The following is a 20,074-nucleotide window of genomic DNA, read 5'->3' on the forward strand; positions in this document are numbered from 1 at the left end:
GGTTGCCGTCGCCCAGATCCTTGCCCCCGTTGTGGTGGTCATCGGCCTTGGCTGGCTGCTGACCCGGACCGGGTTCCTATCCGCGCCAACCCTCGCTGAACTCAACCGCCTGACCTACTGGGTCGGCCTGCCGGCCCTGCTGGCGAGCCGGATCGGCGCGGCCACGCCGGCCTATGACCGGGTCGGCAGTCTGCTGCTGGTGTTGATCGGCACGACCGCCGCGGTGGTACTGATCGGCGCGCTGATCGGGCGCGCCGGGCGGCTGCCGGCGGGGTCCCTCGCCACCTTCGTGCAGGCCGCCTACCGCGGCAATCTCACGTTCATCGGGCTGCCGGTGGTGATCTACGCATTTGCCGGCAGCCAGGCCCCGGCGGCGGTGGAATCCGCCGCGCTGATCGCGTTCGCGCCGCTGGTGATCGTCTACAACGTGGTCGCGGTCGTCATCATGCAGCCCCGCGCGGGCGCAGGGTTGGGGGCGGCCACGGCCCGCCTGATGCGACGCCTGCTGGGCAATCCCATCCTCATCGGGACCGGCGTCGGGATGGCGATCGCGATCAGTGGTTGGCCCCTGCCGGTATCGGTGGATCGCACCCTGTCGGCGATCGGGCAGATGGCCCTGCCGCTGGCGTTGATCGGCATCGGCGGCGGGCTGCATGCCACCCGGCTGGTCGGGCATCGCCGCTGGGCGCTGGGGGCGGCGCTGCTGAAAACCGCGATCACCCCGCTGATCGGTGCCGCGCTGGCGCTCGGGGTGGGGCTGGATGCCGGGGAAACGCGCCTCGCGCTGATTTTTCTCGCCTGTCCGACCGCTTCCGCCGCCTATGTCCTGGTCCGCGAAATGGACGGTGATGACGCTCTGATGGCGGGCGCCATCGTGATCAGCTATCCCCTGGCGCTACCATCGATGGCGCTGGTGCTCTCGCTCACCGGCTGATCAAGTTCGCGCTCGAGCGCGGCCTCGGCGGCGGCGCGTGAGCGGGCGAAGCGGGCCAGCAGCACATAGAGCGCCGGGGTGAAGTAGAGCGTGAACAGCGCCGCCAGCCCCAGCCCTCCGAACACCACCCAGCCGATGGCCGCGCGTGACTCGGCGCCGGCGCCGGTGCTCAGGATCAGCGGCAATCCGCCAAGCACCGTGGCGAGGATCGTCATGGACACGGGCCGCAGGCGCACACGGGCGCTCTCCAGTGCCGCGGCGCGCAGGCCATGGCCCTCATCCCGCAGCTGGTTGGCGAACTCCACCAGCAGGATGCCGTTTTTGGCCATCAGCCCGATCAGCAGGATCAATCCGATCTGCGAGTAGACGTTGATGGAGGTGCCGCTCAGCACCAGCGCGAACACGGCGGCGGCGAGACCGAAGGGGACGGTCAGCATTACCACCAGCGCGCTCATCAGGCTCTCGAACTGCGCGGCCAGCACCAGCAGCACGATCAGCAGCGCCAGCGCGTAGGTGATCATGACTTCCTGACGGGTTTCCTCGAGGGTTTCGGCCTCGCCCCGGGTGATCAGCCCGATGCCCGGCGGCAGCGTCTCGTCGGCCAGCGCGCGCAGGTCGGACACCGCCGCCTGCAGCGGATAGCCATCCTCCACGGCCAGATCGATACTCACCGCGCGCCGTTGCGCCTCCCGGTCGAGCTCGGCGGCAACGCCTTCCTCGCGCAGGCTCACGAGCGATGACAGGGCGACGAAGTGACCGTCCTCGGAGCGGATGCGCAGATTGCCGAGATCGGCGGGTTCGTTGACGCGGCCGCTGGTGGATTCAAGGCGCAGCGGGATGGCGCGGTCGTCGATGTTGAGGTCGGTGATCTCAAGGCCGTTGATCATCGCCTCCAGCGTGGCCGCAAGGTCTTCAACGGGCACGTTCAGGGACTCGGCGCGCTCGCGGTTGATGTCCACCCGCACCTGCGGCTGGGTGGGCGAGTAATCGATGCGCCCCTGGCCCAGGCCGTCCACGTCGTCCTCGACCGCGCGGCTGAACGCCTGCGCCGCGGCGTAGAGGCGCTCGTAATCACTGCCGAGCAGCGAGACCTCGAGCCCGCTGCCGACCCCGCGCAGGCCGAGGCTGTTGGGGCTGCCGACGCGGATATTGACGCCGGGCAGATCGGCCAGTGCGGCCCGGGCGTCGGCGGCGATGACCTGTTCGCTGCGTTCACGCGCCGACCAGGGCGCCAACGGGGCGACGATGAGGATGCGGTTGGGGTCCCAGCGCCCGGCAATGGTGAAAAGCCGGGTTACCTCGCCGCGCTCGAGCAGCGGCTGCAGGCGCTCCTGCATGCGCCAGGCCTGGTCCTGACTGTATTTGAGCCCGGCGCCGTCGGGGCCATTGCCCACCACATAGATCAGTCCGCGGTCCTCTTCGGGCAGCAGGGTCTGATCGATGCGGGTGAACTGCTGGATCGCCAGTCCCAGCACCAGCAGCGCCACCGCTCCCATGAGCCACGGGTGGGCGAGGGCACGGCCCAGACTGGCGGCATAGAAGTCAGCGATGCTGCGGCCCAGGCGGCGCAGGCGGCGGGTGCCCGCGCCCCCGCCCGATGCCCCGGCGCTGCCATCGTCCGGGCGCAGGAATCGCGCGGCGAGGGCCGGGACCAGTGACAGGGCGATGAACGATGACAGGGTGACCGCCACCGCCAGCACCACACCGAATTCCCTGAACAGGCGCCCGGCGGTGCTCGGCAGCAGCGAGATGGGCACAAACACCGCCACCAGCACGGCGGTGGTGGCGATGACCGCAAAAAAGACCTGATGGGTGCCCAGCAGGGCGGCCGCGCCGGCGCCGAGGCCCATGCGCTGGCGGCGCTGGATGTTTTCGAGCACGACGATGGCGTCGTCCACCACCAGCCCCGTCGCCAGCACCAGCGCCAGGAGGGTGAGCAGGTTGATGGAAAAGCCCAGCAGCCAGATCGCGGCGACCGTCCCGGTGAGCGCCAGTGGGATGGTGATGGCCGGGATGAGCGTGGCGCGCGGCGAGCCGATGAAAAGCCAGATCGTGGCGATGACGATCAGTGTGGCCGCGGCCAGCGTGATGAGCACCTCGGTGATGGCCCCGCGGATGAATACGGCGTCATCCGAGGTCTTGACCACCTCGACCGCGTCGAATCGACGGTTGAGCTCGGCGATCGCCGCGTCCGCGGCGGCACTGATCTCGAGGGTATTGGACTGGGCCTGGCGCACGATGCCAAGCCCGAGGATCGGCTCGCCATTGAGCTGCACCTGGCTGCGCGCGTCGGCCGGCGAGAAGAACACGTTGGCCACATCGCCCAGTCGAAGCCCCGGGGCGAGGGTAAGGGCGGCGACCCGTTCCGGCGTCTCGAGCACGGCATTGGCGCGCACCCGCAGCTCCAGCTCAGAGGCCCGGAAACTGCCGGCGGGAATGTCCAGGTCGGCCTGCTCGAGGCGCGTTCGCAGCGACTCGATGGTCAGGCCATGGGCGGTGAGGCGCAGCGGATCCACCGCCACGCGCAGCTGCCGCTGGCGATCGCCGTAGAGGCGCACATCGGCCACGCCCGGGAGCGAGATCAGCGCCGGGATGATGTCGTTTTCGACCCGGCGGGTGAGGGCGTCGAGGCTCAGACCGTCCCCCCGCGCGGCGACCCGCACGACGGGACTGGCGTCCTGATCGGCTTTAATGACGTTCACCTGCTCGACGTTGTCGGGCAGATTGCGCTCAATGCGACTCACGGCCTCGCGGATGTCCGCGGCGGCACTGTCGAGATCGGCGTCGGCGCTGAACTCGACCACCACCCGGGTGCTGCTCTCCTCGCTGGAGGCGCTGATCCGGCGCACACCCGAGACGCGGGCGACGGCCCCCTCGATCTCACGGGTCACCTCGGCGTCCATGGTCTCGGGCGCGGCCCCCGGGTACTGGGCGCTGACGGTGATGCGCGGGCGGTCGACATCCGGCAGTTCGCGCACCTCAACGCCCAGCAGTGCGGCGATGCCGGCAATCGCGATAATCAGGTTGATTACCGCCACCAGCACCGGGCGACGGATGCCGAGGGCGGGCAGGCCGCGGGGCGATTCCCTCATTGCGCCGGGGCGTCCCGGACCGCGTCGATGCGCGGATAATCATCAAGCGTGGCGGGGTCGATGATCCGCACCTCGATGCCCGGGCGCATCCGCTGAGCACCCTCGCTGACGACGTCATCGCCGATCTCGAGTGGGCCGTCCACCAGTACCTGATCGGCCTGGCGCGCGACCAGCGTCACGTTCACGCGCTCGGCGGTGCCCGCCTCGACGCGCCAGACGTAGGCGCCGTTATCCCCCCACTGCAGGGCGGTGGCCGGGATTGAGGCGTGGCGCGGGCCGGCTAGCTCGCGGGTGATGCGAAAGCGCATGCCCGGTCGAAAGCGGTCATCGCGGTTATCCAGTCGCGCCTCGAGCTGGAATGTGCCGGTATCGCGGTCGATGCGGCTGTCGATGGCCTGGATGGTTGCGCTGACCGGGCTCTCGGGCCGGGCCCAGGCGGTCAGGGTGATGCGGTCGCCGACGGCCAGCTGGCCGTGGTAGTGGCCCGCGAGCCGGAAGCGCACCCGCAGGGTCTGGCGGTCATCCAGCGTGGTGATGGGCGTGTCGGGATCGACGCGCTGGCCCACCTCCAGATCGGTCAGGCCAAGATGCCCCGCAAAGGGCGCCTGACGGGAGCGGTCAGCCAGGTCGAGTTGCGCCTGTTCGCGGGTCAGGCGGGCGATCTCGACCTCGCGGCGGACGTTTTCCAGGGTGGTCGGCGAGAAGGTGCCCGCGCCCTTGCCGGATTCGTAACGCTCGAGGCGGTTGCGGGCATCCCGCAGCTCGGCGCTCGCGCGCTCAAGCGCGTTCCGTGCCTGAGCGGACTCGAGCTCGACCAGTGTCTCACCGGCTTCCACCCGCTCACCGGCGGCGACGTTGAGGCGGGTCACGATGCCGGTGCTCTCAGGGTAGAGCGTCACCGAGCGGGCGGCGCGCGCCTCGCCCACCGCCTCGATGCGGTCACGCTGCTGGCCGGCCTCGACCGCGCTCAGGCGCACCGGTGCCGCATCGGACTGGGCCCACGCCACGGCGGGTAGCATCATGAGGCAGACAGTCAGTCGGCCGAAAATCCGGGGGATTGCGTTCATTCAATGAGGGTATCGTGTCTTACGCGCTATTGCTGGCACGTCGACACAGAAAAAGGCCGCCGGTTCCGCACCGACGGCCTTTTGATCCGTTGCGACGGCGATCGACCTTACTTGGTCGACTTGGTGGCCGCCTCGGACGCCGACTTGACGTTGGTCTCGACGAGCTTGCGGGCTTCGTTGACGAAGTCCTGATTCATCGCGGCCACCTTCTCGGCATCATTTTTGGCGCGCTCGGTCATCTCACGGGCGACCTTCTGCTGCTCTTCAGCATAGGTCTTGAGCGCCTCGGTGTCCTTGACCTCGAGGGCCGCGCGGGCCTGCTGCATACCGATGTCGGTGTAGGTCTTCGCCGCTTCCATCTGCGCGTCGATCATCTTCTCGGCATAGTCCATGGCCAGCTTGGCGTAGTCACGGGTCGGGCCCATGAAAAGCTTCTCGGCCTGGTCGTTCATCTTGTCAAAGTTGTCGTTCGCCATGGTGTCGTTCCTCTGGTTGCCGTTTCAATCCAAGGCATTCTGGCCTTGTTGCAGTGCAATATAGCAATGCCTTTGGTGCATTGCAACAAAAATTTTCGCAACGACGTTTGTTATCGTGCGCGCATTGCCATCAAAGGAACTATCAATGCTGAGTGTCAACCGTTTCGGGCTGCTGGACTGGATCGCGGGGGCGCGGGAGGCGGTGACGGCGTGGGCCGTACAGCTTGCCGCGGAGCTGTCCGCGATGCCCGCCGCGATGGTCGCGGCGGCGACGCCGGAGAACGCCATCGCGGCGGGCCGCATCGCGCTGCTCGTTGTTCTGATGCTGGTGGTCAGGCGCCTGATTCGCGATCGTGGCGGGGCGCTGATTGAGCGGCTGGCGGACTGGCAACAGCGGGCCGCTCCGGGGCTGGGCCCGCTGCGGCGCCTGGTGGTGATCGCGCTGGTGATCGGCCTGCATGGCATCAAAGTAGCGCTGGTGGCCGCCGTCGGCTATGCCGCCATCGTCCTGGGCATCGCCACCGGCCCCGAGGCATCCGCCGTTGCCGGGCGGTTTGTGCTGGCGTTCGTGATCGCCGAGTCGCTGCGCCTGGTGGTGAATGCCTTTCTTGAACCCCGGGCCAGCGCGGCGCGTCTACTGCCGGTCGCCGATGCCGCGGCCCGGCGCTGGGAGGCACAGCTCTCGCGCCTGGTTCAGGTCGCCATCTATGGCCTGCTCTGGGTGACACCGACGCTCGCCAGCGTCGCCCCGGCGCTGGCCGGGCTGGCGCAGGCCATCATCACCGTGATCGTCCTGCTGGGCGTGCTCAAGGTGATCCGGGCGGCCCGCCGGCCGGTGCAGCAGTGGATGCTGGGTCGCGCCGCCCATCACCCGGGCAGTTTCTATGGCCCGGTGCTGGGGCCGTTGGCCGGCATCTGGCATGGGCTCGCCGGCGCTTTCGTCACCGCCTATGCCGTGCTGATCGTCACCGGGCCCGCCAGCGCGCTGATCTTTGTCAGCCAGGCCAGTGGGCTGAGCCTGCTGATCATTCTGGCGGCCGGCTTCATCGGCACGTCACTCGCGAGCCTGCGCCGGGTCGGGCGCTACCTGCCCCAGCGCCTGCGGGCGCGCCTGCCCATGCTCGCCGGGCGGATCGATGCCTGGGTGCCGCGGTTTGTGGGTGTCATCCACTGGCTTCTGGTGGCCGCGCTGGTGGGATCACTGCTGGATATCTGGGGGGTCGTCGAGGTCGGTGACTGGCTGGGCACGCCCGGCGGTCAGACGCTGATCCACTCCATCGTCGCCCTGCTTGCCATTGGCATTCTTGCGGTCAGTGGCTGGCTGATCGCGGCCAGCTGGATCGAGGATCGGCTCAATCCCGATACCGGGACCGGCGAGCCGGGTGCCCGCGAGAAGACGCTGCTGGCGCTGTTCCGCAATGCCGTGGCCATTGCCATTCTGGTGCTCGCGGGGATGGTCGCGCTCTCAGAGGTCGGTATTGATATCGGCCCACTGCTCGCCGGCGCCGGTGTCATCGGTCTGGCCATCGGGTTTGGCGCGCAGAAGCTCGTCCAGGACATCATCACCGGCGTGTTCATCCAGCTCGAGGACGCGATCCATCAGGACGACTTCGTGACCGCCGCGGGGATCAGCGGCACGGTGGAGCGGCTGAGCATCCGCTCGCTCGGGTTGCGCGACCTCTCAGGCGTCCTGCATGTAGTGCCGTTTTCCTCGGTGGATACCGTCTCCAACTACACCCGCGACTTCGGCTATCACCTCGGTGAGTACGGGATGGCCTATCGTGAGAGCGTCGGCGATGCCATCGATGCGCTGCACAGCGCCTACGCCCGGCTCCAGGCAATGCCGGAGATCGGCGCCGAGGTGACCGGCCCGCTGGAGGTCGACGGAGTCAGCGCGCTGGCGGACAGCGCCGTGCTGATCCGCGTGCGCATCCGCACCACCGCGGGCATGCAGTATGCCGTGGGCCGGGCCTACAACCGGTGTGTGAAAGAGCAGTTCGACGCCGCCGGCATCGAGATCCCCTATCCGCACCGCACGGTCTACTTCGGGGCGGGCGAGCAATGACCGACATCCGTATCGACGAAGATGTGCTCATCCCGATGAGTGACGGGGTCACGCTCTCGGCCCGGATCTGGCGGCCGCTGAGCGCCGATGCGCAACCCGTACCGGCGGTCCTCGAGACCATCCCCTACCGCAAGCGCGATCACACCCGCCCGCGTGATGAGACGCTGCATCGCTGGCTGGCCGAACGGGGCTATGCCAGCGTGCGGGTGGACATCCGTGGCAGTGGCGAGTCCGGTGGCGTGCTCGAAAACGAGTATCTGGCCCGTGAGCTCGAGGACGGCTACGCGCTCATCGAGTGGCTCGCCGCCCAACCCTGGTGTGACGGCGGGGTGGGGATGATCGGCATCTCCTGGGGAGGGTTCAACGGCCTGCAGATCGCCGCCATGCAGCCGCCCGCCCTCAAGGCCGTGGTGAGCGTCTGCGCCACCGATGACCGCTACGCCGATGACATTCACACCATGGGCGGGTGCCTGCTGAGTGACAATCTGTCCTGGTCATCGGTGATGTTCGCGTTCAACAGCCTGCCGCCGGATCCTCAGCTGAGGGGCCAGGGCTGGCGCTCAATCTGGCAGCAACGGCTCGAGGCCAATGCGCCCTGGCTGATGGAGTGGCTCGAACACCCGCAGCGCGATGATTACTGGCGGCATGGCTCGGTGTGCGAAGACTATGCGGCGATCCGCTGCCCGGTGCTGGCGGTGAGTGGCTGGGCGGATGGTTATACGAATGCCGTGTTCCGTCTGCTGGCCAATCTCGAAGTGCCGTGTCAGGGCATCGTCGGCCCCTGGAGTCATCGCTATCCGCACCTCGGCGAGCCCGGCCCGGCGATCGGGTTTCAATCGCTGGTCACGGACTGGTGGGATCGCTGGCTGAAAGGCGAGCGCAACGGCGTCGATGAGGCGCCGCGGCTGCGCGCCTGGATCCAGGATGCCGACCCGCCGGCGACGGCCTATGGCGAGCGCCCCGGGCGCTGGGTGGCCGAGGCGCACTGGCCGACGCCCGCGGTGCAGGTCCGCACGCTCCACCCCCACGGCGACGGGTCGCTGGCGCAGACGCCCGCCAACGACAGCGCCGGGCGCCTGCGCCTTGACTCGCCGCTGGGACTGGGGCTGTTCGCGGGCAAATGGTGCAGCTACGCCGATGGACCGGACCTACCCGATGATCAGCGCAAGGAGATGAGCGGCGGGCTGGTGTTTGAGACCGAGCCCCTGGAGGCGCCACTGGAGCTGCTGGGCGCGCCCCGGCTGCGGATCCGCCTGCGCGCCGAACAGCCATGCGGCCAGATCATCGTGCGGCTCTGTGACACGGCGCCGGATGGCGCAACCACCCGGGTGAGCTATGGGGTGCTCAACCTGCGTCACCGCGAGGGCCACGATCGGCCGCAGGACCTGGTGGCGGGCAGTGACTATGACGTGAGTGTGCCGCTGAACCACCTCGGCCACCGGTTCGCCGTCGGTCATCGGCTGCAGATGGCGCTGTCGACGGCCTACTGGCCGCTCATCTGGCCCGAGCCCGAGGCCGGCCCGCTCTCGATCGATCCCGCCGCGACGGGCCTCGAGCTGCCGGTGCGGGCGCCGACCGGCCCGGACCATTCGCCGGTGTTCCCAGCGGCGCCCGACTATGCCCCCCTGCGCGCCGTCCAGCGGGTCGCTCCCACGCAGGCCTGGCGGGTGCATCACGAACTGGGCGGCAACGCGGCGAGCCTCGAGGTGATCCAGGACAATGGCACGCGCACGCTGGAGGACGTCGATCTGACCCTGGGTGACGCGACCCGCGAGGTCTATCACCAGGTGGAAGGCGATCCGGCCCGGGTCAGTGGCGAGGTGGTGGCCGACTTTCAGCTCGGCCGCGGTGACTGGCAGGTCGCCACGCGGACCCGGACCCGGCTCGAGGCCGACGCCGAGGCCTTTTATCTGAGCGCCGAGCTGGATGCCTGGGAGTCGGACCGCCGGGTGTTCTCGCGCAACTGGCAGCGGCGGATTCCGCGTCGCGACGGCTAATCGCGCCCGCTGTCCTCAAGCGGCGTGACGGCGATCACCCGCGCGCCGGCGTCGGTGACCGTCCAGCGCACTTCATGGCCTGACAGGCGCATGCCATAGCGGCTGCGCCCGCGCTGCTGGTGGTAGGCCGGTCGCGGATCCGCCGCCAGAGTCTGCTCGATCAGCGCACCGAGGTGCGCCGGGGCGTTCGCCAGCGCCGCCCGTGCCTCGGCCTGCCACTCCACCACCAACCCAGGGCCCGTCTCACCCAGGCCCGCCGGTGGCCGGGCGTCGGGCAGTGACTCGATGGCGGGCAGGTAGGGCTTGATATCGAAAATCGGGGTGCCGTCCATCAGGTCACAGCCCCGCAGGGCGAGCCCCCGACCGGGTGGGCTCAGCAATGCCTCGATGCGCGCCAGCGACAGACCCAGCCCGTTGGGCCGGAACGGCGAGCGCGTCGCGAACACCCCAAGGCGTTGATTGCCGCCCAGCCGGGGAGGGCGGACCGTCGGTCGCCAGGGTCCCGGGCTGATGGCATGGAAGCCGAACACCAGCCAGCAGTGCGAGCAGGTCTCGAGGCCGCGCAGCGCGCTGGCGTCGTTGTAAGGCGGCTCGAGGCGCAGCTCGGCGCGCGCGGCGGGGACCAGACCGGGCTGACGCGGCGTGCCGAAGCGGCCCTCGAAATCACTGCGCAGATAGGCGATGGGGTGGATATCCATGCGGCAAGGATACTGCGTTACAATCCGGGCATGACATATCCAAGCGTTGATCAATGCGTCGGTAACACCCCGCTGGTGCGCCTCCAGCGGCTTGCGGATACCGGTTCGAACACGGTGCTGCTCAAGCTCGAGGGCAATAACCCGGCCGGCTCGGTCAAGGACCGGCCGGCCATGAACATGATCACCCAGGCTGAGCGGCGGGGCGAGATCCGCCCCGGCGATACCCTGATCGAGGCCACCAGCGGCAACACCGGCATCGCGCTGGCCATGGCGGCGGCGGTCAAGGGCTATCGCATGGTGCTGATCATGCCCGAGAACATGACCGTCGAGCGGCGCGCCTCGATGCGTGCCTACGGGGCCGAACTGGTGCTGGTCACCCAGGCCGAGGGCATGGAGGGCGCCCGCGACGTGGCGCTGCGCATGCAGGCCGAGGGCAAGGGCCGGGTCCTTGATCAGTTCTCCAACCCCGATAACTGGGGCGCTCACTACAATGGCACCGGCCCCGAGGTGTGGCGTGACACCGGCGGCGCGGTGACCCATTTCGTGGCCTCCATGGGCACGACGGGGACGACCATGGGGGTATCGCGGTATCTCAAGGAGCAGAACCCCGGGGTACAGATCGTCGGCGCTCAGCCCCGCGAGGGGGCGAGCATCCCCGGCATCCGCAAATGGCCCGAGGCGTATCTGCCGGCGATCTTCGAGTCACACCGCGTCGATCGGGTGGTCGAAGTGGCGCAGGACGAGGCCGAGACGATGACCCGCCGCCTGGCCGCCGAGGAGGGCATCTTCGCGGGGATTTCCAGCGGCGGCACCCTGTGGGCCGCGCTGCAGATCGCGCAAGAGGTCGAGAACGCGACCATCGTGAGCATCGTCTGCGATCGCGGTGACCGCTATCTGTCGAGCGGCGTGTTCCCCGATCAATGAACGTCTTCGCCTTTGATATCGAGACCGTGCCCGATGTGGCCGGTGGCCGTCGCCTGCATGGCCTGGACGGGCTGGATGACCACGATGCCGCTGAGGCGCTGCTCGCCATGCGCCGCGAAGAGACCGGTTCGGATTTTCTGCGCCTGCCGCTGCACCGTGTGGTGGTGATCTCGGTGGCGGCGCTGATCGGTGACCGGTTCACCGTGTTCTCGCTGGGCGAGGGCGGCGATGACGAGGCGCGCCTGATCGACCGGTTCTTCGATGGGATCGAGCGCTACGTGCCGCGTCTGATCAGCTGGAATGGCAGCGGGTTCGATCTGCCGGTCCTGCACTACCGGGCGCTGATGCACGGCCTGAGCGCGCCGCGCTACTGGGAGACGGGGGCCACCGACCGCGACTTTCGCTTCAACAACTACCACAACCGCTTTCACGACCGGCACACCGATCTGATGGATGTGCTGGCCGGCTACTCCGGGCGGGCGGTGGCGCCATTGGATCAGGTCGCCACGCTCTGCGGGCTGCCCGGCAAACTCGGGATGAGCGGCGCGGATGTGCGCCACCAGATCGATGCCGGCCACTTCGCCGCCGTGCGGGATTACTGCGAGCACGATGTGCTGAACACCTACCTGCTCTGGCTGCGGTTCCGGCGCCTGCGCGGTGAGCTCGACGCCACCGACTACGATCGGGAGTGTGCCCGTGTCCGCGAGGCGCTCACCGAGGCCGACAAGCCCCATCTCGAGCAGTTTCTCAACGCGTGGACGGGCTGACCGGCATGGGAGGACGACGCGGCCGACGCTTGCCCCAGACCCCGGTCGAGCTGGATATCGATCGCATCAGCCACGAGGGGCGCGGCATCGGTGTCAACGACGGTCGGACCGCGTTCATCCAGGGCGCACTGCCCGGCGAGCGGGTCACGGCTGATATCCGCCGTCAGCGCCGCCGCCAGCAGGAAGGTCAGGCCGTCTCGGTGGTCGGCACGCCGGCGGCCGATCGCGTGACCCCGCCGTGCGAGTTCTTCGGCGTCTGCGGCGGCTGCAGCCTGCAGCATATGGACCCCGCCGCCCAAGTCCGGCATAAGGAATCCACCCTCGCTGAGCTGCTCGAGCACACCGGTCGGGTGTCGCCGGCGCGCTGGCTGCCACCGCTCACCGGACCCACTGCCGGCTATCGACGGCGGGCCCGGCTGGGGGTGAAGTATGTGCCGCGCAAGGGCGACCGGGTGCTGGTGGGGTTTCGGGAGCGCTTCAGCCCGTTTGTCGCCGACATTGAATCCTGCCATGTACTGGATGCGCGGGTCGGCCCCCTGATCCCCGCACTGGCGCAGCTGATCCGGGCACTGAGCATGCCCGATCGTATCGCCCAGATCGAAGTGGCCGCCGGTGATGAGGCGGTGGGGCTGGTGTTCCGCAACCTGCGCGCCCTGACCCCGGCGGACCGCGAAGCGCTGATCGCGTTTGGCAACGCCCACGATGTGCTGATCTTTGAGCAGCCCGGCAATGAGTCCACCGTGGCGCCGCTGGGGCATGATCAGTCACGGCTTGAATACCGGCTGCCGGAATTCGATTTGCGGTTCGCCTTTGCGCCCACCGACTTCACGCAGATCAACGCCGCGATCAACCGACAGATGGTCCCGCAGGCCATCGAGCAGCTCGCCCTCGAGCCGGACAGTCGGGTGCTGGATCTGTTCTGCGGGTTGGGCAACTTCACCCTGCCCATCGCCCGGCATGCCGCGGCGGTGATCGGTGTCGAGGGCGATGAGCCGCTGGTCGAGCGGGGCCGTGAGAACGCCGCCCTCAATGGCATTGATAATGCGCGCTTCGCCGCCACCGACCTGACCCGCATCCCGCCGGATGCCGACTGGCTGGGCGAGGGCATTGATCGGGCCCTGCTTGATCCGCCCCGCTCGGGCGCGCTCGAAGTGCTGCCCAGCCTGGACGCGCTCGGCCCGTCGCGTATCGTCTATGTGTCCTGCGGGCCGTCGACCCTCGCCCGCGATGCCGGTGAACTGGTGCACCGCTATGGCTATCGGCTTGAGGCGGCCGGGCTGATGGACATGTTCCCGCACACCGGCCACGCCGAGGCAATGGCGGTTTTCAGCCGCTGACCCCCGTCCTGGAGCCATCGTCATGCCCCGAGACTACGAAATCATCGCCCGCGAGACCGTCCATGACGGGTTCTTTCAGGTGAGCCGCTTCACCCTGCGCCATGCCCTGTTCGCCGGCGGGCAGAGCGAGCTCCTGGTGCGTGAGCGCCTTGAACGGGGCAACGCCGTCGCCGTCCTGCCCTATGACCCGTGGCTCGATCAGGTGGTGCTGGTCGAGCAGTTCCGGGTCGGCGCCCTCGAGACCGGGTTCGGCCCTTGGGTGCTCGAGACCATCGCCGGCATCATCGAGCCGGGCGAACGGGATGAGGATGTCGCCCACCGGGAGACGCGCGAGGAGGCGGACTGCGCCCTGGGCGAGCTGATGCCCATCGCCCACTATCTGGTCAGCCCCGGGGGCAGTTCCCAGACGGCCCGGGTCTACTGTGCGCCGGTGGACAGCCGCGATCTGCGCCGCGAAGGCCATGGCCATCCCGACGAGGGCGAGGACATCCGGGTCCATGTGGTGCCGGCGGACGAGGCGATTGCCATGCTCGACAGCGGCGCGCTCACCGCCGCCATGCCGATCATTGCCCTGCAGTGGCTTGCGCTCAATCGCGCGGTTGTCCGAGATCGCTGGCAAGCGATGCCGCGAGCCCCGTATAACGGGCCGGCGTCAACGCCCTGAGCTCGTCGCGCACGGCCTCAGGCAGTGCCAGCTCGTCGACGAACGCCTGTAGGGCGGCGCTGTCCACGCGCTTGCCGCGGGTCAGGGCCTTGAGCTTTTCGTAGGGCTCGTCGATCCCGTAGCGCCGCATCACCGTCTGGATCGCCTCGGCGAGGACCTCCCAGTTATCGTCCAGATCGGCGGCGATGCGCGCGTGGTTGACCGCGATCTTGTCCAGGCCACGGATCAGCGAGGCATTGGCGACGCCCGTCTGGGCAAGCCCCACGCCGACGTTGCGCAGCACCGTGGAGTCGGTCAGGTCCCGCTGCCAGCGCGACACCGGCAGCTTGCGGGCGAGATGCTCGAGCAGGGCGTTGGCGACGCCGTAGTTGCCCTCGGCGTTCTCGAAGTCGATGGGGTTGACCTTGTGCGGCATGGTCGACGAGCCGATCTCGCCCTCGACGGTGCGCTGGCGGAAATAGCCAAAGGCGATATAGCCCCACAGATCGCGCACCAGATCGATGCCCACGGTGTTGAACCGCGCCAGTGTGTCGAACAGCTCGGCGATGCCGTCGTGGGGTTCGATCTGGGTGGTGTAGGCGTTGTAGTCCAGTCCCAGGTTTTCGACGTAATGCTTTGAAAAACTGGGCCAATCCACCGTCGGGTAGGCGCTCAGGTGGGCGTTGAAGTTGCCCACCGCGCCATTGATCTTGCCGAGGATCGGCACCGCCGCCAGCTGGTCGCGCTGGCGCTGGAGGCGGGCGGCGACGTTGGCGAATTCCTTACCGAGGGTGGTCGGCGAGGCGGGCTGACCATGGGTGCGGGCCAGCATCGCCACATCGGCATGCTCGTGGGCGAGCGCGCGCAGACGCTGGATGATTTGATCCGCATCCGGCAGCAATACATCATTGCGCGCACGGCGCAGCATGAGCGCGTAGGCCAGGTTGTTGATGTCCTCGGATGTACAGGCGAAATGCACGAACTCGGTGATCGGAGCCAGCTCCGCATGCCCGGCCATGGCGGTCTTGATGAAGTACTCTACGGCCTTGACGTCGTGGTTGGTGGTGGCCTCGATGGCCTTGACCCGTTCGGCATCCGCCTCGTCGAAATCGGCGGCGATGCGGGTCAGCGCCCGCGCCGCGCTGTCCGACAGGGGCGGCACCTCGGCGATGGCATCCTCGGCGGCGAGCGCCTTGAGCCATTCGACTTCGACCAGCACGCGATGGCGGATCAACCCATACTCACTGACCAGCGAGCGCAGGGCCTGCGTCTTGCGGCCATAGCGACCGTCGATGGGGGAAATGGCGGTAAGCTGACTGAGTTCCATGGGCTCCAACGCGCTTGAAATTGAGCACATAGTTTACAAGAACCGGAGAGACGATGATGAGTGAGCAGGGATTTCGGACCGAATCGGACAGCATGGGCGAGCTGCAGGTGCCCGCCGAGGCCCTTTATGGCGCCCAGACCCAGCGTGCCGTCGATAACTTCGCCATCAGCGGGCTGCCCATGCCGCGGCGGTTCATCCAGGCGCTGGGGCGGGTCAAGGCCTCGACCGCGCAGGCCAACCAGTCCCTGGGGGATCTTGATGCGGCCATCGCCGGGGCCATCACCCAGGCCGCGGAGCGCGTTGCCGAGGGCGAACACGACGCCCAGTTCCCGGTGGATGTGTTCCAGACCGGTTCCGGGACCAGCAGCAACATGAACGCCAACGAGGTGATCGCACGCCTCGCCACCGAGTCACTGGGCTCGCCCGTGCACCCCAACGATCACGTCAACATGAGCCAGAGCAGCAATGACGTGATCCCCACCGCCATTCACGTCGCCGCCACCCTTGCCTGTGCCGAGGAGCTGCTGCCGGCGCTGGATCATCTGGCCGCGACCCTTGAGCGCCGCGCCGAAGACCTCAGTGACGTGACCACCACCGGCCGCACCCATCTCATGGACGCTATGCCGGTGACACTCGGCCAGTCGATCGGCGGCTGGGCGTTTCAGATCCGCCAGGGTGAGGTGCGGATCCGCTCGGCGATGGAACGGGTGCGTGCCCTGGCCCAGGGCGGCACGGCGGTGGGCACGGGCATCAACGCCCGCCCGGGGTTTGCCGATGCGGTGGCGGCGGCGCTCACCGAGCGTAGCGGCGTCAGCTTTTACCCCACGCCCAACCGGTTCGAGGGCCTGAGCACCCAGGACGCCGCCGTGGAGCTCTCCGGGCAGCTCAAGACCGTGGCCGTCAGCCTGATGAAGATCAGCAACGACCTGCGCTGGATGAACTCCGGGCCACTGGCGGGACTGGGCGAGATCGCCCTGCCGGCGCTGCAGCCGGGCAGCAGCATCATGCCGGGCAAGGTCAATCCGGTGATCCCGGAAGCGGTCGCACAGGTCTGCGCCCAGGTGATCGGTAACGACACCACCATCACTGTTGCCGGCCAGTCGGGGAATTTCCAGCTCAATGTGATGCTGCCGGTGGTGGCCCATAATCTGCTCGAGAGCATCTCGCTGCTGGCCAATGCGTCCACCGCGCTGGCGGATCGGGCGGTGGCCGGATTCAGTGTCAATCGCAAGCGGCTTGAAGCGGCGCTCGGCCGCAACCCCATCCTGGTGACGGCGCTGAACACCGAGATTGGTTATGAACTGGGCGCGAAGATCGCCAAGCGCGCCTATGCGGAGGGCCGGCCGCTGATGGACCTTGCCCGGGAGATGACGGATCTCTCCGACGATGAGCTTGAGCGCCTGCTCGACCCCCGGGCATTGACCGCCGGGGGCATCCCGGGCGCGGATTAAGGGCCGGGCGTCCTGTCGTAGCGGCTGAACGTCTGCGTGCAGCCGCCGGGGCCGTGGGCGTCGAGATGCATCGACGCCAACTGGAAATCGCCGGTTTCGGCCAGCAGATCGCCCTCGCAGAGGCTCGCGAACGGCTGGCCGCCGATCAGCCGATGCACGGTGGTCAGGAAAAGCGTGTCGAGCCCGTCCGCCCCCAGCAGGGTGTGCAGGACGAATGGGCCGGCCACGGTGTAAATGCGCCGATAGGCCAGTGCCTGGAGGGCGGTGACCAGCGCGGCGCCGCCCGGGCGCTCGACATTTGGCAGAACGATCACTTCAGTGCCAGCCCGCTCATGGGCCTGCACGCGGCTGTCAGGCACGGATTCGCCGGTGATCACAATCACCCGTCGGCCCTGGTCGAGCAGACGCCTCGGAACGGCAAAATCGAGTCCGGCGCTGAGTACCGCGACGTCCGGCTGCGGAGCCAGCCCGTGGCGAACGCGCCAGGCGCGAATGTCGCTGAATGCGTCATCGATGCCGATGGGCAGGCTGTCCTGGGCGGTGCCGGCCTCGAGGTCGCGCAGATATCGGCCCGAGCTCAGCAGCAGGTCCGCCTGCCCGGCGAGCTCCTGGAACAGCCGCCAGTCCCGGGCATTGGCGATGCTCTCCGGCACCCCCTGGCCGCCTGTGTCTGCGGGGACGCTGATGCGCCCATCCAGGCTTGCGATGTAGTTGGCGTAGATGAACGGCCCATGACGACCGCGGTCGGGCAGGGCATGGTCCAGATAAAGGCCGGTGAGCGGGCGCGTCGCGCCGGGGTCGGGGTAACAGGCAGTGATGGGTCCATTCATGCCCGCCGAACGATACGGCAAAGCCTTCAGGCGCGCTAGAATGGGGGCATGAGCCAGACCAAGCCCTTCGACCCGGATCCGGTCCTCAAGACCCTGCCAACGGCGCCCGGCGTCTATCGCATGTTCGATGACGCCGGGACGGTGATTTACGTGGGCAAGGCCCGCAATCTCAAGCGCCGCGTGAGCAGTTACTTCCGCAAGGGCGCGCATAATGCCAAGACCCAGGCTCTGGTGGGGCAGGTGGCCGACCTTCAGGTGACCGTCACGCACACCGAGGCCGAGGCGCTCATCCTTGAGAACAACCTGATCAAGGAGCATCGGCCGCGCTACAACGTCCTGCTGCGTGACGACAAGACCTATCCGTTCATTTACCTCTCGACCCAGCAGGACTTCCCGCGTCTGGGTTTCCACCGCGGCCAGCGCCGCGGCGAGGGGCGCTATTTTGGCCCGTTTCCGTCCTCCGGCGCGGTGCGCGAGACGCTCAACCATCTGCAGAAGGTTTTCCCGGTGCGGCAGTGCCGTGACAGCTTCTACCGGCATCGCACGCGGCCCTGCCTGCAGTACCAGATCGGCCGCTGTACGGCGCCCTGCGTGGGCTATATCAGCGAGACGGACTATGCGAAGGATGTCCGCCACGTCGAGATGTTCCTCTCGGGGCAGAGCAACGAGGTGGTCGACGAGCTGGTCCGCCGCATGGAGGCGGCGGCCGAGGATCAGGATTTTGAACAGGCGGCGCGGTTGCGCGACCGCATCACCAGCCTGCGGCGTATCCAGGAGCGCCAGTACGTCTCGGGGGCGCGCGGTGATGTCGACGTGATCGCCTGCCGGCTGCGCGAAAACCTGGCCTGTGTCCAGGTCTTCGTCATCCGTGACGGTCAGAATCTGGGTAATCAGACGTATTTTCCGCGCGTACCCCCCGAGACGGGACCAGAGGAAATCCTCTATGGGTTCATCGCGCGGCACTATCTGGGTCAGTCGCCGCCGGCGGAACTGCTGGTCAGCCATGAGCTTGAAGACGGCGAGGTGCTCCAAGAAGCGATGAGCCATGATGCCGGCCATCGGGTGCGGATCAGTGCCCGGCTGCGCGGCGAGCGGCGGCGCTGGATGGAGATGGCACAGCGCAACGCCGATCACGCCCTGAGTGCCCGCATGAGCGGCGAGGCGCTGATGGAGCGGCGCTTTGACGATATCCAGCAGGCGCTGTCGCTCGAGGCGATCCCCGAGCGCATCGAGTGCTTTGACATCAGTCATACCCGCGGCGAGGCCACCGTGGCGTCGTGCGTGGTCATGGGGCGCGAAGGGCCGATCAAGGACGACTATCGACGCTTCAACATCGACGGCATCACCGACGGTGACGACTACGCCGCCATGCACCAGGCGCTGACCCGTCGCTTTCAGCGCCTGCGCGACGGCGAGGGCACCGCGCCCGATGTGCTGCTCATCGACGGTGGTCTGGGCCAGCTCCGGCAGGCCGAGGCGGTCCTCGAGGCGCTCGACATCGAGGGCGTCCTGGCGGTGGGGATCTCCAAGGGGCCACGCCGTAAGCCCGGCGAGGAAGTACTGCTGGTGTCGGGTCGATCGGCTGAGATCCGGCTTGCACCCGAGTCACCGGGGCTGCATCTTCTCCAGCAGGTCCGCGACGAGGCCCATCGGTTTGCCATCACCGGGCATCGCAACCGGCGTGGCAAGTCGCGTCAGCAGTCCAGTCTGGAGGAAATCCCGGGACTGGGCGCGAAGCGGCGTCAGGCACTGATGAAGCAGTTCGGCGGGCTGAAGGGCATCAAGCGCGCGGGGGTCGAGGACCTGAGTCGCGTGCAGGGCATCAGCACCGCGCTGGCGGAGCGGATCCACGGGCATTTGAATGGCTGACAATCAGGGGATGGTAGGCTCGCAATCATGGAAATGACGCTCCCCAATATCCTGACCTGGCTGCGGATCGTCATGATCCCGGTGCTGGGTCTGCTGTTCCTGCTGCCGGCCCCCTGGTCCAACGGCGCGGCCGCCTTTGTGTTCGCCCTTGCCAGCGTGACCGACTGGCTGGATGGCTTTCTGGCGCGGCGCTGGAACCAGGCATCGCCGTTTGGCGCGTTCCTGGATCCGGTGGCCGATAAGCTGATCGTGGCGATCGCGCTGATCATCGTGCTCGTCGAGTCGCCCACCGCCCTTGTGGCCATCCCCGTGGCGGTCATCATCGGCCGCGAGATCGCCGTGTCGGCACTGCGCGAGTGGATGGCCGAGCTGGGCCAGCGCGCCAGTGTGGCGGTGGGCATGACCGGCAAGGTCAAGACGGCGCTGCAGATGATCGCCATCGTGTTCCTGCTCTATCGCCATCAGATCGAGGGCATCCCCACCTGGCCGGTGGGGCTCGTGATGCTCTATGCCGCCGCCGGGCTTACGCTGTACTCCATGGTGCTTTATCTGTCGGCGGCGCTGCGGACCCTCGACCGGGTCGAGCAGGGTTGACAC

General features: G+C 68.0%; 16 protein-coding genes. 10 read left to right on the top strand and 6 right to left on the bottom strand.

The genetic code is table 11. The features are described 5' to 3' along the window. Nucleotides 1-31: 31 nt before the first annotated feature. A complete protein-coding gene (locus BBH56_RS03695; protein ID WP_148121981.1) occupies nucleotides 32-934 on the top strand; it encodes an AEC family transporter in 903 nt (300 codons plus the stop codon). Here the strand turns inward: BBH56_RS03695 and BBH56_RS03700 are convergent. The 3 genes from BBH56_RS03700 to BBH56_RS03710 all read right to left on the bottom strand — a co-directional run bounded on the left by BBH56_RS03700 (nucleotide 883) and on the right by BBH56_RS03710 (nucleotide 5,569). After that, nucleotides 883-4,026, bottom strand: a complete 3,144-nt coding sequence (locus BBH56_RS03700; protein WP_148121982.1) for an efflux RND transporter permease subunit — start codon at nucleotides 4,024-4,026, stop codon at nucleotides 883-885. The two genes, BBH56_RS03695 and BBH56_RS03700, sit on opposite strands and share 52 nt — an antisense overlap. After that, entirely contained in the window at nucleotides 4,023-5,093 is a 1,071-nt protein-coding gene (locus tag BBH56_RS03705) for an efflux RND transporter periplasmic adaptor subunit (protein WP_148121983.1), read from the bottom strand. The genes BBH56_RS03700 and BBH56_RS03705 overlap by 4 nt, the downstream gene beginning before the upstream one ends. A 107-nt stretch (nucleotides 5,094-5,200) precedes the next feature. Beyond that, nucleotides 5,201-5,569, bottom strand: coding sequence for a phasin family protein (locus tag BBH56_RS03710; protein ID WP_110883447.1), 369 nt, complete (start codon nucleotides 5,567-5,569; stop codon nucleotides 5,201-5,203). 145 nt (nucleotides 5,570-5,714) lie between these two features. Here BBH56_RS03710 and BBH56_RS03715 point away from each other — a divergent pair, with 145 nt between their 5' ends. Both BBH56_RS03715 and BBH56_RS03720 read left to right on the top strand, forming a co-directional pair. Next, nucleotides 5,715-7,634 (top strand): mechanosensitive ion channel domain-containing protein, encoded by a 1,920-nt coding sequence (locus BBH56_RS03715; protein WP_148121984.1) that lies wholly within the window; start codon nucleotides 5,715-5,717, stop codon nucleotides 7,632-7,634. Further along, complete coding sequence (locus BBH56_RS03720) at nucleotides 7,631-9,631, top strand: CocE/NonD family hydrolase (RefSeq protein WP_148121985.1); 2,001 nt, start codon at nucleotides 7,631-7,633, stop codon at nucleotides 9,629-9,631. The genes BBH56_RS03715 and BBH56_RS03720 overlap by 4 nt, the downstream gene beginning before the upstream one ends. Here the strand turns inward: BBH56_RS03720 and tsaA are convergent. Continuing rightward, nucleotides 9,628-10,329, bottom strand: coding sequence for a tRNA (N6-threonylcarbamoyladenosine(37)-N6)-methyltransferase TrmO (tsaA, locus tag BBH56_RS03725; RefSeq protein WP_148121986.1), 702 nt, complete (start codon nucleotides 10,327-10,329; stop codon nucleotides 9,628-9,630). The two genes, BBH56_RS03720 and tsaA, sit on opposite strands and share 4 nt — an antisense overlap. A gap of 30 nt (nucleotides 10,330-10,359) precedes the next feature. Between tsaA and cysM the strand changes: the two genes are divergently transcribed. Genes cysM through BBH56_RS03745 form a run of 4 tightly spaced genes read left to right on the top strand, consistent with a single transcriptional unit; the run spans nucleotide 10,360 to nucleotide 14,021 of the window. Continuing rightward, the gene (gene cysM, locus BBH56_RS03730) at nucleotides 10,360-11,253 is read left to right on the top strand and encodes a cysteine synthase CysM (RefSeq protein ID WP_110883451.1); all 894 of its coding nucleotides are present in this window, start codon (nucleotides 10,360-10,362) and stop codon (nucleotides 11,251-11,253) included. After that, entirely contained in the window at nucleotides 11,250-12,020 is a 771-nt protein-coding gene (locus BBH56_RS03735) for a 3'-5' exonuclease (RefSeq protein WP_144347424.1), read from the top strand. Before cysM ends, BBH56_RS03735 begins: the two co-directional genes overlap by 4 nt. A 5-nt stretch (nucleotides 12,021-12,025) precedes the next feature. Then, on the top strand, nucleotides 12,026-13,357 hold the full coding sequence (gene rlmD, locus BBH56_RS03740; protein WP_148122729.1) for a 23S rRNA (uracil(1939)-C(5))-methyltransferase RlmD: 1,332 nt from the start codon (nucleotides 12,026-12,028) through the stop codon (nucleotides 13,355-13,357). Between the two features lie 22 nt (nucleotides 13,358-13,379). Then, nucleotides 13,380-14,021 carry an NUDIX domain-containing protein gene (locus BBH56_RS03745; RefSeq protein WP_148121987.1) on the top strand — a complete coding sequence of 214 codons (642 nt, stop codon included), beginning with the start codon at nucleotides 13,380-13,382 and terminating at the stop codon, nucleotides 14,019-14,021. Here the strand turns inward: BBH56_RS03745 and purB are convergent. Then, the gene (gene purB, locus BBH56_RS03750; protein ID WP_148121988.1) at nucleotides 13,945-15,327 is read right to left on the bottom strand and encodes an adenylosuccinate lyase; all 1,383 of its coding nucleotides are present in this window, start codon (nucleotides 15,325-15,327) and stop codon (nucleotides 13,945-13,947) included. The genes BBH56_RS03745 and purB overlap by 77 nt on opposite strands. A 56-nt stretch (nucleotides 15,328-15,383) precedes the next feature. Between purB and BBH56_RS03755 the strand changes: the two genes are divergently transcribed. Further along, nucleotides 15,384-16,778 (top strand): class II fumarate hydratase, encoded by a 1,395-nt coding sequence (locus tag BBH56_RS03755; RefSeq protein ID WP_148122730.1) that lies wholly within the window; start codon nucleotides 15,384-15,386, stop codon nucleotides 16,776-16,778. On the opposite strand, the gene BBH56_RS03760 is transcribed toward BBH56_RS03755, so the two are convergent. Next, a complete protein-coding gene (locus tag BBH56_RS03760) occupies nucleotides 16,775-17,608 on the bottom strand; it encodes a RibD family protein (RefSeq protein WP_148121989.1) in 834 nt (277 codons plus the stop codon). The genes BBH56_RS03755 and BBH56_RS03760 overlap by 4 nt on opposite strands. A 48-nt stretch (nucleotides 17,609-17,656) precedes the next feature. On the opposite strand from BBH56_RS03760, the gene uvrC reads away from it, so the two are divergent. Both uvrC and pgsA read left to right on the top strand, forming a co-directional pair. Further along, on the top strand, nucleotides 17,657-19,477 hold the full coding sequence (gene uvrC, locus BBH56_RS03765; RefSeq protein WP_148121990.1) for an excinuclease ABC subunit UvrC: 1,821 nt from the start codon (nucleotides 17,657-17,659) through the stop codon (nucleotides 19,475-19,477). Between the two features lie 27 nt (nucleotides 19,478-19,504). Next, nucleotides 19,505-20,071: a CDP-diacylglycerol--glycerol-3-phosphate 3-phosphatidyltransferase gene (gene pgsA, locus BBH56_RS03770; protein WP_069134426.1), complete on the top strand. Its 567-nt coding sequence runs from the start codon at nucleotides 19,505-19,507 to the stop codon at nucleotides 20,069-20,071. Nucleotides 20,072-20,074 lie beyond the last annotated feature (3 nt).

Source organism: Spiribacter roseus (genome assembly GCF_002813635.1).
Classification (GTDB): Bacteria; Pseudomonadota; Gammaproteobacteria; order Nitrococcales; family Nitrococcaceae; genus Spiribacter; species Spiribacter roseus.